Here is a 13,386-nt window from a genome sequence, read left to right on the forward strand (position 1 = left end):
AGTTACAACGAACTATAAGAAACAAAGATAACAATTAATTAATATATATTTATTAATTGTTGTTAATAACCCATTCTAACGGGCGTTCAACTTCCCATTCTTATATAAGAAGCTCAACGTCCATTAGAAGTCCCCCTCTTCACGAGGGGGTTCTACTTATGCTTTTTTACGCAATTGATTACTAATCATCGCTAAATCATATGTTAAACAAATTGGCTTACAGTTTACTGGACATGGAACGATTTGAGCTTCAATCTCAAATACGTTACGAAGTGTTTCACTTGTCATAACTTCATCTGGCGTTCCTTGTTTCATTAACTTACCTGCTTTTAATGCAATCATATGATCTGAGAAACGAGAAGCGTGATTTAAGTCATGGATAACCATAACAATCGTTCTACCTTCTTCTTCATTTAACTTTTTCAATAAGTTTAATACTTCTAATTGATGAGCCATATCTAAGTACGTCGTTGGTTCATCCAATACAAGTAATTCTGTTCCTTGTGCAAGAGCCATTGCAATCCAAACACGTTGACGTTGACCGCCTGATAGCGCTTCTGCTGGACGATTCGCAAATTCTTTCATTCCTGTCACTTCAAGTGCCCAGTTAATGTAGCGATAATCCTCTTCTTTCAACGTGCCAAACCCTTTTTGATGAGGGAATCTTCCATATGACACAAGCTCAAATACAGTAAGACCCGTTGGCACTTCTGCAGTTTGTGGTAAAATCGCCATTTTCTTTGCAATTTCTTTCGTTGGCTGTTTCTCAATTGCTTTTCCGTCAAGATAAACAGTACCTTGCTTTGCCTTCAAAATACGAGACGCCGTTTTTAATAATGTGGACTTCCCACAACCATTTGGTCCAATAATTGTTGTAATTTTCCCTTCCGGAATTTCAACTGTTAACCCATCAATAATTAAACCTTCATTATAGCCAACAGATACCGCATCCACCGCTAAAGTTGCCATACGAAAAGCCTCCCTTTATTTTGTCCTCATAAGTAAATAAATGAAATACGGTGCACCAATTACAGAAATAACAAGACCGACTGGTATTTCTGAAGTTGTTAGTACACTTCTTGAAATTACGTCTGCGAATAAAAGTAAAAACGTTCCTATTAGCGCAGCTGTGGGCAACATAATTTGATGTTTACCACCAACAAGGCGCCTTGCTAAATGCGGGGCCATTAAACCGATAAAGCCAATTCCGCCAGCAACAGATGCACCTGCTAAACAAACTGCAATAAATAATAATTTACGTCTTTCTTTTTCTACGTTTACACCAAGGCCAACTGCTGTAGAATCGCCTAGGTTCATTACATTTAATATGTGTGCTTTACTTATAGCAAGCGGTAAGAAAATAACCATCCATGGAAGTACACTTAATACGAATTTCCAATCTGTCCCCCATAGACTTCCCGCCAGCCAAATCGTAGCAAAACGAAAATCGTTAGATGTCATCTTCATAGAGAAAATTAAACTAACAGCTCCAAATCCAGCTGCAACGGCAATACCGACTAGTATTAATCGAGTCGATGAAACGCCGTCTTTCCATGCTAGTAAATAAATAATTACCGCTGCTAATATCGCTCCAACTAGTGCGAAGAATGGAAGAATGAATACAGATAAAAATGTACCAGTCCCTACTTTTCCGAAGAAGAAGTAGACGAATATAACAACTGTTAATCCCGCTCCAGCATTAATACCTATAATACCTGGATCAGCAAGCGGATTTCGTGATAAACCTTGCAAAATCGCGCCTGACATAGCTAAAGCAGATCCGACTAGTATAGCAATTACCATACGCGGCATACGGAATTCAAATAAAATAACAGACTGATCTTCAGCCCCTAGTCCAACCAATGACTTTAATACGTCCATTGGCGGGATTTTAAAAGTTCCTGTATTTAAACTAATAAGAAATATAGAAACGATTAGTCCTACTAAAATCGTTAATATAGAAATGTTCTTTTTTGTTAAGACACTCGTCCTCACATCTTTCCTCTCCCTTCATTACGTGCTAAGTAGAGGAAGAATGGAACCCCAATTAGCGCTGTAATTGCTCCAATTGGCGTTTCAAATGGCGGGTTAATAACGCGAGATAACATATCTGCACATTCAATTAACAGCCCACCTAAGACCGCAGAACATGGAATAACCCATCTATAGTCCGAGCCTACGAGGAAACGAGTCATATGCGGAATTACAAGACCAACAAATCCAACTGATCCTGCCATGGAAACTGCGGAACCCGTTAAAACAAGAACAAGTACTGTTCCGATAAATTTAATCAATGTCGTATTTTGACCAAGTCCAATTGCAATTTCTTCACCGAAGCTCAAAATTGTAATATATCTCGACATCATAATTGCGATAAAAAGACAAACAAGGCCAATTGGCACTAACATATTAATACTTTGCCATTTCACTCCAGCGACTCCGCCTGCATTCCACATACTCACCTCTTGGGCAAGATTGAAATACAATGCGATTCCAGATGAAATTGCCCCTAATAAAGCACTAATAGCTGCACCTGCTAAAGCTAATTTCACAGGTGTTAATCCACCTGGTGAAGAAGATCCAATTCCATATACAATGCTTGCACCAAACGCAGCTCCAATAAAAGATGCGATAACAAACATTAAATAAGGTGAATTAGGGAAAAATGCATACATAATTGCAATTCCAAATACAGCTCCATCTGTAATCCCCATTAACGATGGTGAAGCAAGTGGATTTCGCGTCATACCTTGCATAATTGCTCCTGATACCGCTAAAAAGGCACCTGCAACTACGCCCCCTATTGCTCTAGGCATGCGAAGCTCTTGAATTACGTTATGATGTGTAATAGATCCATCAAACTGAAATACAGCTTGCCATACAGTCTTTAAACTAATATCTGCAGCCCCAAAAGAAATAGAAACTGCCATGCTTAAAGCTAACAAAATTGTACCCGCTACTAAAATAATAGAAGCGATGAGCGGTCTGCTCTTAATCTCTTTAACATTCTCTTCTTGCTGTTCTATACTGCTTGCGCTCGCTTCCATCCCTCAACCATCCTAACCAACAACATATATTTATTGAAATGAAATTTATTCTCAAATAGTAATAAAAAAATTAGGTGAATTGCTATTTCCCTGATAATGATTCTCAGAATCAGACACTTCTATTCTACCTATCGCTTTAAAAGACTGTCAACCATTATTTTGAAATATAAATTTATATAAATTGGAATTTTAATACAAAAGTTATGTCCATCCTTTAGAAAACGTTCATCCACACAAGATTACTTTCGCAGAATAAACCATTCCTCTTATGGGCATAAAAAAAGAAGAGGAATCTTTTCACTCTTCTTTTTCTTACTTATTTAACTTTGCTTCAATTTTCACGATTAACTCATCTTCTGTTGGAGCCGCAACTGGACGGTTATTTACAAATGCGAATGATTTTTTACGACCAGGACCACAGTAAGACTGACATCCAACTTCAATCGTTGCACATGAATCTACTTTTTTTAGCTTCGGAACTAACGTTTTAACGTTCGTTGCCTGACAGTCATCGCACACGCGAAACTCGTTTCCCATTATATAACACTTCCTCTATTTTAAACTTTTCTCAAGTACATTTAAAAATAAACACTAAATGGTATTTTACCGCTCTTTGAAGCTCGTTGCAAGTTTCCCTACAAAGCCTATTCTCTACATATTGCTACATATTTATATGCTCTCCTACAGAAGCGCTCACCATTCATGGGAAAATTTTTACCTTTCATCGAAATCTACCATATTTTTAAAAGCTTTGTATAAAAGTTTATTTTTTTGCCCATTATAAAAATAGGAAGTTCATAAAAAGAAAGGGAGTTGAATCTATGAAAGTAAGACAAGACGCTTGGACAGATGAGGATGATTTATTACTTGCTGAAACGGTACTTCGTCATGTTAGAGAAGGAAGTACGCAATTAAATGCATTTGAGGAAGTAGGGGATCAGTTAAATCGTACATCTGCTGCTTGTGGTTTCCGCTGGAATGCTGTTGTTCGCTATAGCTATGAACAAGCTCTTCAACTAGCAAAAAAACATCGTAAAGATAAAATGCGTGCTGCAAGCGGTGAACAAGCGAAAAAACGTTTACTTTATACACCACCAGCTTCAGATTCGATAACTGATTATGAAGAATTAGTACAAGAAGAATCAATCGTACAATATAAAGAAGCTATTCCATATCAAGAATCTACTGCTCCTGCTGCAAGAAGCTCTATGACAATGCAAGATGTTATTTATTTTTTACAAACAGTCGGATCTTCAAATATAAAAGTGACAGCTCTTGAAAACGAGAATACGAGATTGAAACAAGAAATTAAAGCACAAATCCTTCGGAATGAGGAACTAGAAAAGAAACTAGAAAAATTAGAAAAGCAATCTCATACTGTACAAGAAGATTACGAAACACTTATGAACATTATGAACCGTGCTCGTAAATTGGCAGTCATGGATGACGAAGAACGTTCTCAAACATCTTTCCGAATGGACCGAAACGGTAATTTAGAAAAAATTGCAGAATAAGAAGGATGCATGTAATGCATCCTTTTTATTATTTCACCTCTAAGCTCCCCCTTTATATGTGAGAAAACTCCATTCTTCATTTTTTGCTATAATAGAGATTGTCATTTTAAAGATAAGGGGTTAGTTATATGAGCAATTCCCGTTCCATTTTATCTCAGCCAGAGTGGCGCATTGTAGATCAATCTAGTTTAGGACCAACATTCCATGCACTTCAGTCATTCGCAATGGATGACACATTATGCACAAGCATTGGAAATGGCAAGTCAGCCGCAACAATGCGTTCTTGGGTTCATCACAATACAATTGTCCTTGGCATTCAAGATTCACGCCTTCCGCATTTAGAAGAAGGTATTTCTTTTTTAAAACAAAACAACTTCAATGTCATTGTTCGTAATTCTGGCGGGCTTGCGGTCGGGCTTGATGAAGGTGTTTTAAATGTATCACTTTTATTTCAAGAAACAGAAAAAGGTATCGATATCGATCTTGGATACGATACAATGTGGCATTTGATTAAGGAGATGTTAAAGGATTACGACGTTACTATCGAGGCAAAAGAAATTGTTGGCTCTTACTGTCCTGGTAGTTATGACTTAAGTATTCGCGATCAAAAATTCGCTGGTATTTCACAACGTCGTATTCGCGGGGGTGTCGCTGTCCAAATTTACCTCTGTGCTACCGGAAGTGGCTCTGAGCGTGCCGCACTCGTTCGTGATTTCTACAACCTAGCAATTCAAGGGGAAGAAACACGCTTTACGTACCCTGAAATTGTACCAAGTACGATGGCCTCACTCTCAGAATTACTTGGCGAAACCATTACAGTACAAGATTTAATGATGCGTCTTTTAAAAACATTGCAGCAATTCGCTCCAAAGTTAACAACATCTCAATTAACAATAGACGAGATTCCTTTATATGAGACGAATTTACAACGTATTATTGATCGTAATAATAAAGCACTTGGCTTAGAAAAATAAAGACCGTCGCTATAATAGCGACGGTCTTTATTTCAATTCATTATAGAATTAAAGTGCTTGAGCTGCTGTAATTAAAGCTAACTTGTACACTTCTTCTTCGTTACATCCACGAGACAGATCATTTACAGGCATGTTTAAGCCTTGTAAGATTGGTCCTACTGCTTCGAAGTTACCTAAACGTTGAGCGATTTTGTAGCCGATATTGCCAGCTTCTAAGCTTGGGAATACGAATACGTTAGCATCACCTTTAATTGTAGAACCTGGAGCTTTTTTCTCAGCTACAGATGGTACGAATGCAGCATCGAATTGGAATTCTCCATCTAAAGTTAACTCAGGAGCCATTTCTTTTGCAATGCGAGTTGCTTCTACAACTTTTTCTGTTTCTGGAGATTTCGCAGAACCTTTTGTAGAGAAGCTTAACATAGCAACACGTGGATCAATGCCGAATAACTCAGCAGTTTTCGCACTTTCGATACCGATTTCAGCTAAATCTTGGCTGTTTGGTGCAATGTTAATTGCGCAATCAGCGAATACATATTTCTCTTCTTCACGTACCATGATGAATACGCCAGAAGTTTTTGTAACGCCTGGTTTTGTTTTAATAATTTGAAGTGCTGGACGAACTGTATCAGCTGTAGAGTGAGCTGCACCACTTACTAAACCGTGTGCTTTGCCCATGTATACAAGCATTGTACCGAAGTAGTTTTCGTCTTTAAGGATTTTGCGAGCGTCTTCTTCAGTCGCTTTACCTTTACGGCGTTCAACGAAAGATGCTACCATTGCATCCATTTCTTCGTATGTAGCTGGGTCGTAAATATCAACGCCTGCTAATGTTAAATTCATGCTAGCAGCTTTTGCGCTAATTTCTTCCTTATTACCAACTAAGATTGGTTTTACTAACTCTTCTTTTGCTAAACGCTCTGCAGCGCCTAAAATTCTTTCATCAGTTCCTTCAGGAAGTACGATAGAAATGCCTTTTCCTTGAACTTTTTCTTTTACTGTTGTAAATAAGTTGCTCACGAATAAACCCTCCTACATATGTTAAAAAAACTCTATCTTTAAGAATACTGCTTTTCTTCTATATTTTAAACTTATAGCTCCCAAAAAATAGATAAAATAAAAATGATTATATTTTCATAAAATTCAGCCGTTAAATTCACCTTGCTTAAACACTTAAATGTGACAATTTTATGCGCCAAGGTTTTATATAGATGATTTTAAAACTATATATGCTATAGTTAACGTGTAAAACTATCATTAACTGAGGTGAATAGAATGAGTGAAGCAACAACAACGTTAGATGGCTGGTATTGTTTACATGATTTACGTTCTATTGATTGGGCTGCATGGAAAACATTATCTAGCGACGAACGCGGACAAGCAGTGTCTGAATTTTTAAATGTCGTTGAAAAATGGAACGAAGTAGCTACTGCGAAAAAAGGTAGTCACGCAATGTATACAGTTGTTGGCCAAAAAGCTGATATTATGCTTATGATTTTACGTCCAACAATGGAAGAGTTAAATGAAATTGAGACAGAATTGAATAAAACAACTTTAGCTGAATATATGGTTCCTGCATATTCTTACGTATCTGTTGTTGAATTAAGCAACTACCTTCCAGCTGATGAGGATCCATACCAAAACCCGCAAATTTTAGCTCGTTTATATCCTGAATTACCGAAAGCAAATCATATTTGCTTCTATCCAATGGATAAGCGTCGCCAAGGTGATGACAACTGGTACATGCTTCCTATGGAAGAACGTAAAAAAATGATGTACAACCATAGTAAAATTGGTCGTCAATACGCAGGTAAAGTACGCCAAGTGATTTCAGGATCTGTTGGATTCGATGATTTCGAATGGGGCGTAACATTATTCGCTGACGATGTTCTTCAATTTAAGAAACTTATATACGAAATGCGCTTCGATGAAGTAAGTGCTCGTTATGGTGAATTTGGAACATTCTTCGTTGGAAACATTTTACAAGACGAAAAAGTAGAGAAATTTTTACACATATAAATGGTGAAAAGGAACGAAATTCGTTCCTTTTTTTATTCTTCTCTATATTTATCCTCAAAAATCTCCTTTTTTCTGCACTTTTGAAGAAAAACCAACATTTTTTCAAATTTCTTGTAAAATTGTAACCTTTTTATATGTAAAGATATGCTAAAATGATACGAGCTATATGCTAAATAACGATGCGAAGGTGATAATCTATATGAAAAAAATCTTGTCTATTTTACTATTGCTTGTATTGTCAATTTCTTCCTTAGGAGTAACAACATCCCATGCGGAAGAAAAAATACATATTGAGGCGGCGGCTGCACTTTTATTTGATGCAGATACAGGAAAAATACTTCACGAGCAAAATCCAGATGAATTGCTAGCTATTGCTAGTATGTCAAAATTAATTGTTGTTTACGCTGTTTTAGAAGAAATTAAAGAAGGAAAAATCACATGGGATACGAAAGTAAATATTTCTGATTACGCTTATGAAGTCTCTCGTAATAATGAATTCTCTAATGTACCGTTCGAAAAAGGACGTCAATATACTGTAAAAGAATTATATCATTCTATTGTTATATTCTCTGCAAATGGATCTAGTATTGCTTTAGCAGAACTTCTTGCAGGAAGTGAGAAAAACTTCTTAAATCTTGCAAATGAACATGCTAAAAAGCTAGGATTAAAGAAATATAAATTTGTAAACGCTACTGGCTTAAATAACGCTGACTTAAAAGGAAAACATCCTGAGGATACTGATCCAAATGCAGAAAACTCTATGTCAGCTCGTGATATGGGTATGCTTTCAAAAGCAATGATTACAAAGTATCCAGAAATGCTAGAGGATACAAAACAAAGATTTAGAAACTTCCCAGACAATCACCCAAAACCAATTCGTATGGAAAACTGGAATTGGATGTTACCAGGAGCTGCTTTCGCTTATGAAGGTACTGATGGTTTAAAAACCGGAAGTTCTGATACAGCTGGATACGGATTTACCATTACTGCTAAACGTGGTGATGTACGTCTTATCTCGGTTATTATTAAAACAAAATCAATGGATGAACGTTTCACGGAATCTCGTGAATTAATCGAATATGGATTTAATAACTTTGAAAAACAAAAACTAAAAGTTAATAAAAACAATACAATCTCTGTAGTAAAAGGGAAAGAAGACCAAGTAACTGTTGCACCCGAAAAAGAAATAACAGTAATTGCGAAAAAAGGTAGCAAAGAGCCTTATAAAATTGGAACTGAATTAGATAAATCTCTTTCTGAAGATGGACATTTAGTTGCTCCTATTAAGAAAGATACCAAAGTAGGCTCAATTACTTTAGAATCAACTGATAAATATGGTTTCTTAGACGGTAGTAAAAGTATGAAAGTTACTGCAAAAACGACAGAGGAAGTTGAAAAAGCAAATTGGTTTGTGTTAACAATGCGCTCTATTGGTGATTTCTTCTCAAACTTATGGTCTAAAGTTTTTTAATAAAAAAGCTGGCTCACGCTAGCTTTTTTTATTTTCCACTCTCAATGTAAAACTTCGTTTGGTTGTCATATCTGAGTCCTTTTCCTCATACGTATGAACTAGTAATTGTTACACACTTCATCTAGAGATAAAGTGAAACTTTAATCAGTGGGGGAATCACCCGCTGATTATTAGTTGAACTAATCGGGCGTTTACGGGCAGTTTGATCTCCCATCTAATTTCTTTACTTCAACCAAATTTTAGGGCAGGAGTCTCACTGCCCGTTAATGCGGGATAAACCTCTTTCCAAAAGGTATTACAAAAAGAGAGGTGACACATAATGGGCGTTATTGCTTATAACGAAGAAGATGTAAAGTTGTTGGCTAGACTGATGCGTGCTGAAGCCGAAGGAGAAGGGCAACAAGGAATGTTAATGGTCGGAAACGTTGGGGTAAATCGTGTCCGCGGAAATTGTTTAGACTTTAAAAGCATTCGTAATTTACGTCAAATGGTTTATCAAAACCCCGGCGGTTTTGAAGCAACGCAAAAAGGATATTTTTATCAACGGGCACGCGAACAAGATATTGCCCTAGCGAGACGGACCATTCAAGGGCAACGTTTTTGGCCTGCCAACTTTGCCTTATGGTTCTTTAGACCTGAAGGTGCATGTCCACCAACTTGGTATAACCAACAAAACTCTGGTCGCTTTAAAAAGCACTGCTTCTTCCAGCCATCTGCTGGAGACTGCCCTAGCGTATATTAAGGAATAAAAATGAGGAGGGATTTTTGAATGGCACAGCAACAAAATCCGTACTATGGAACAGGTTTTTATCAACCATCTGGAACTTATGTACAACCGCAACAAATGACTCAACAACAGCAGCAAGCGATGCAACAACAAACAGCTCAAGCTGCGCAAGCTCAATATGCAATTTCTCAAGGCATGTTACCTCTAGAGCAATCCTATATTGAAAATATCCTTCGTTTAAACAAAGGTAAGCAAGCTACGGTTGTAATGACCTATGAACGTGGCAGTTCCCTTGGCACACAATCTTATACAGGTATTATTGAAGCAGCTGGCCGTGACCATATCGTTATTAGTGAACCGCAATCAGGAAAACGCTATTTACTACTAATGATCTACTTAGATTACGTAGAATTTCCAGAAGAAATTACGTATTTACCTAGTCAACAAGCAACTTATACTCCAAGACCATAAAAAAAGCTGGCAAATGCCAGCTTTTGTTTTTTATAATCCTTTTACAACTGCAGTCCCTACTAGAATCCACGCCACAATAAACGCTACACCACCAAGAGGTGTAATTGGACCAAAGAACTTAATACCTGTCGTACTTAATGCATACAAACTACCTGAGAACATAATAATTCCAGCTACCATTAGCCAACCAGCAGTAGTTAAAAGTGATGATTGAACCTTATCCATCAATAAAGCAACTACGAATAGTCCACCTGCATGAAACATTTGATATGTAACGCCTGTTTTCCACACTTCTAACATTTTTGCAGAAATTTTATTTTCTAAACCGTGTGCTCCAAAGGCCCCTAATGCAACAGATAGCCCCGCTGCAATACAACCTAGTAAAAAGAAAATTTTCATCTTAATTCCCCTTTTTTACCTTTATCATAAGCAATTTTTGCATATAAGCCAAACGATTTATCTTCTAAAAATCAAATAAAGAATTACCGTTTGCATCACTTTCTTTTATATATACCGGCTCCCCAGAAACAGGTGCAATTGGTTGCATAGTTGTTACTGGTTGTGATCCAATTACTTGCGATGGAATTTGCGGTTCTCTATATGTAGATGTTTCAACTTGTTCATCTAATAATAAATCACATAAAGCACGCACAACTAATAAATGTTCTTTTGACTTTTGTCCTTCACTACTTTTTGCCTTCGCAATTTCATTCGCCATTTTATTTAAAATCTTGTCGCTAGATATTTGCATTCCTTCTCACCTCGTACTTTGTAATTCTTTCTCGAATTGCCCCAATTTCTCTACTGAACCAAATACTATTATCATATCACGTTCTTTCAATTTTTCCTGCCCTGCTGGATTATGTATAATATCCCCATTTCTTGAAATCGCTAATATTGTTACATCAAACTGATTCCTTACATTACTCTCTAGTAACGATTTACCAACTAATATTGAATCTTTTCCAACTAGAATTTCTTCAATGACAAATGACTGTTCTATTCCATACAACACTGTATCAATATAATGAACGGTTAATGGATTTGCAATACCTTTTGCGATATGAATACCCGCCATACTAGATGGATTAATAACCTTATTTGCACCGGCACGCCTTAATTTCTCTTCAGTTTCTGGCTTTTCAGATCTCGCCACAATTTTAATCGTATCGTTTAACCCTCTTGCTGTTAATGTAATAAATACATTTTCGGCATCATTTGCAACAATAGCAACTAAACCAGCTGCTTTTAAAATTCCGGCATTATGTAATACTTGATCTTCCGTTGCATCTCCATGTACAAATAAAAGCTTTTCCTGCTCCAATATACTTTCATCTTTATCAACAACGACAAATGGAATATTCTTTTCTTGCAATTCATGTACAACTTGAAGCCCCACTCTACCGCAACCACATACTATAATATGATTTTTCAACTGCGCTATTTGTTTATCCATCTTCTTCCTCCGTACTGCATGAAATAAATTCCCTTCAATAATCATAGCGGCCACTACCCCAATTGCATACGTAACAATACCTACGCCAACAGGAATAATAAGAAGCGCAAATACTTTCCCCGCTTGCGTTACAGGAACAGCATCTCCGTATCCAACAGTCAATACAGTAATCATTGTCATCCAAAATGCTTGAAACAAACTAATCTCTTCAATCGTCATAAATCCTATCGTTCCTAGAATTACAACAAAAGTCATACATATAACTGCTATCCATAATTGCTTACGTGCATTCATACCGTGTTTCAACTCTTTTCTCTATCTACAATCTTTGCCAGTGGAAATAAAATACGTATATACTAGATACGGAATCTATGAAAGAGGTTGATATAATGAAGACATTTCTTTCCGCCTTACAATGGGCACTATTTATTTTAGCTGGAAGCCTTATTGTACCAATTAGTGTCGCAACTAGTTATGGTCTTAATGGCGCTGAAGCTATCGCATTCGTACAAAGAACGTTATTTGTTCTAGGCTTTGCTGGTCTCTTGCAAGCTATATTTGGGCATAAACTTCCTATTCAAGAAGGTCCTGCTGGCCTTTGGTGGGGAATTTTCTCCCTTTACGCAAGTTTAGGCGTCGTATTATTTGGATCAAGCAATGAGACACTTAAAGTTCTTCAATATGCTTTCTTATTAAGCGGTATTATTTGTATTATTCTTAGCGTTTTTGGACTTATTGATAAACTCGTTCGCTATTTTACACCGACAGTCATTGGAACGTATTTATTTCTTCTTGTCGCGCAGCTTAGTGGCTCCTTCTTAAAGGGAATGTTTGGCCTTGATGGAAAACATACAGAAGTACAACCTAACGTATTTATTCTTTCACTCATTGTTATTTTACTATCCTTTTTCATCATGAAGCTACCTATTATTGGACAATATTCCGTTCTTTTCAGTATCGTATGCGGCTGGATATTATTCGCATGTTTCGGATTATCTAATCCAATAACACCAGTGACAGACATAATCCGTTTTCCATCCTTATTTGTTTTCGGAATGCCTCGTGTTGAATGGAACATGGTAATTACGGTCATTTTCGTTACACTCTTACTTCTAACAAATATGTTAGCAAGTATTCGCGTTGTACAAAAGGTTGTCTCTAAATATGAAGAAAACGCTGCATCAGATCGTTTTAAACAAGCTGGCATTATAACAGGAATCAACCAATTGCTAGGCGGCCTATTTTCAGCTATTGGGCCTGTCGCTATTTCTGGATCAGCAGGTTTTATTGCAACGACTAATATTTATAAACGTCTCCCGTTTATATTAGGGTCAAGCTTTATTATTGTCGTTAGTATATTTCCAAAGATTACTTCATTCTTTGCAGCAATCCCTGTTGCAGTTGGTTATGCCGCTATTTATCCTGTATTCGCAAGCATGATTGGTCTCGCCTTTCGAGAATACGAAACTGTCCAGGATAAAGAACGATTATTTAAAGTAGCTGGTCTTTCAATCTTTACAGGAGTCGGAGTTATGTTTGTTCCAGCAGGAGCATATTCCACACTTCCACCATTTCTAGCATCGTTTTTAAGTAATGGTCTCGTTCTTGGATCTGTAATGGCAATCTTGCTAGAAATACTATTTTCTCGTTCCGCTGCAAAACAAATATCTTAAATTGGAAAACTTCCATTATTGCACTCTACCTTTA

At 36.9% G+C, this 13,386-nt stretch carries 15 protein-coding genes; 7 read left to right on the top strand and 8 right to left on the bottom strand.

The window, feature by feature from the left end:
* Nucleotides 1–156 precede the first annotated feature (156 nt).
* From V6946_RS28790 to V6946_RS28805, 4 genes are all read right to left on the bottom strand, one after another.
* On the bottom strand, nucleotides 157–969 hold the full coding sequence (locus tag V6946_RS28790) for an ABC transporter ATP-binding protein (RefSeq protein WP_000212068.1): 813 nt from the start codon (nucleotides 967–969) through the stop codon (nucleotides 157–159).
* Nucleotides 970–984: 15 nt separating this feature from the next.
* Nucleotides 985–1,995 (bottom strand): iron ABC transporter permease, encoded by a 1,011-nt coding sequence (locus tag V6946_RS28795; RefSeq protein WP_366981948.1) that lies wholly within the window; start codon nucleotides 1,993–1,995, stop codon nucleotides 985–987.
* A complete protein-coding gene (locus V6946_RS28800; RefSeq protein ID WP_000388294.1) occupies nucleotides 1,992–3,047 on the bottom strand; it encodes an iron ABC transporter permease in 1,056 nt (351 codons plus the stop codon). The genes V6946_RS28795 and V6946_RS28800 overlap by 4 nt, the downstream gene beginning before the upstream one ends.
* Nucleotides 3,048–3,359: 312 nt before the next feature.
* On the bottom strand, nucleotides 3,360–3,584 hold the full coding sequence (locus V6946_RS28805; RefSeq protein ID WP_000526079.1) for a DUF1450 domain-containing protein: 225 nt from the start codon (nucleotides 3,582–3,584) through the stop codon (nucleotides 3,360–3,362).
* Nucleotides 3,585–3,868: 284 nt separating this feature from the next.
* On the opposite strand from V6946_RS28805, the gene V6946_RS28810 reads away from it, so the two are divergent.
* A complete protein-coding gene (locus V6946_RS28810) occupies nucleotides 3,869–4,561 on the top strand; it encodes an RsfA family transcriptional regulator (RefSeq protein WP_000868358.1) in 693 nt (230 codons plus the stop codon).
* Nucleotides 4,562–4,689: 128 nt separating this feature from the next.
* Nucleotides 4,690–5,535 (top strand): biotin/lipoate A/B protein ligase family protein, encoded by an 846-nt coding sequence (locus V6946_RS28815; RefSeq protein WP_366981947.1) that lies wholly within the window; start codon nucleotides 4,690–4,692, stop codon nucleotides 5,533–5,535.
* Nucleotides 5,536–5,583: 48 nt separating this feature from the next.
* Here V6946_RS28815 and pta read toward each other — a convergent pair whose 3' ends face one another.
* Entirely contained in the window at nucleotides 5,584–6,555 is a 972-nt protein-coding gene (gene pta, locus V6946_RS28820) for a phosphate acetyltransferase (protein WP_000067215.1), read from the bottom strand.
* A 255-nt stretch (nucleotides 6,556–6,810) separates the two neighbouring features.
* Here pta and hemQ point away from each other — a divergent pair, with 255 nt between their 5' ends.
* The 4 genes from hemQ to gerQ all read left to right on the top strand — a co-directional run bounded on the left by hemQ (nucleotide 6,811) and on the right by gerQ (nucleotide 10,223).
* Nucleotides 6,811–7,554 carry a hydrogen peroxide-dependent heme synthase gene (gene hemQ, locus V6946_RS28825; protein WP_006921999.1) on the top strand — a complete coding sequence of 248 codons (744 nt, stop codon included), beginning with the start codon at nucleotides 6,811–6,813 and terminating at the stop codon, nucleotides 7,552–7,554.
* 199 nt (nucleotides 7,555–7,753) lie between these two features.
* Entirely contained in the window at nucleotides 7,754–9,025 is a 1,272-nt protein-coding gene (locus V6946_RS28830; protein WP_006921993.1) for a serine hydrolase, read from the top strand.
* Nucleotides 9,026–9,344: 319 nt separating this feature from the next.
* A complete protein-coding gene (gene cwlJ, locus V6946_RS28835) occupies nucleotides 9,345–9,767 on the top strand; it encodes a cell wall hydrolase CwlJ (protein WP_000538167.1) in 423 nt (140 codons plus the stop codon).
* A gap of 27 nt (nucleotides 9,768–9,794) precedes the next feature.
* Nucleotides 9,795–10,223 (top strand): spore coat protein GerQ, encoded by a 429-nt coding sequence (gerQ, locus tag V6946_RS28840; RefSeq protein ID WP_000068652.1) that lies wholly within the window; start codon nucleotides 9,795–9,797, stop codon nucleotides 10,221–10,223.
* Between the two features lie 30 nt (nucleotides 10,224–10,253).
* On the opposite strand, the gene V6946_RS28845 is transcribed toward gerQ, so the two are convergent.
* From V6946_RS28845 to V6946_RS28855, 3 genes are all read right to left on the bottom strand, one after another.
* Complete coding sequence (locus tag V6946_RS28845; RefSeq protein ID WP_000688315.1) at nucleotides 10,254–10,622, bottom strand: DUF423 domain-containing protein; 369 nt, start codon at nucleotides 10,620–10,622, stop codon at nucleotides 10,254–10,256.
* A gap of 64 nt (nucleotides 10,623–10,686) precedes the next feature.
* On the bottom strand, nucleotides 10,687–10,974 hold the full coding sequence (locus tag V6946_RS28850) for a YwdI family protein (protein ID WP_001167352.1): 288 nt from the start codon (nucleotides 10,972–10,974) through the stop codon (nucleotides 10,687–10,689).
* A 6-nt stretch (nucleotides 10,975–10,980) separates the two neighbouring features.
* Nucleotides 10,981–11,973: a TrkA family potassium uptake protein gene (locus V6946_RS28855; RefSeq protein WP_000993980.1), complete on the bottom strand. Its 993-nt coding sequence runs from the start codon at nucleotides 11,971–11,973 to the stop codon at nucleotides 10,981–10,983.
* Nucleotides 11,974–12,068: 95 nt separating this feature from the next.
* On the opposite strand from V6946_RS28855, the gene V6946_RS28860 reads away from it, so the two are divergent.
* Nucleotides 12,069–13,352: a purine/pyrimidine permease gene (locus V6946_RS28860; RefSeq protein WP_000847046.1), complete on the top strand. Its 1,284-nt coding sequence runs from the start codon at nucleotides 12,069–12,071 to the stop codon at nucleotides 13,350–13,352.
* Nucleotides 13,353–13,386: the final 34 nt, after the last annotated feature.

Origin of the sequence: Bacillus sp. PPSBB_2 (genome assembly GCF_045291115.1) — a bacterium.
Lineage (GTDB): Bacteria > Bacillota > Bacilli > Bacillales > Bacillaceae_G > Bacillus_A > Bacillus_A cereus.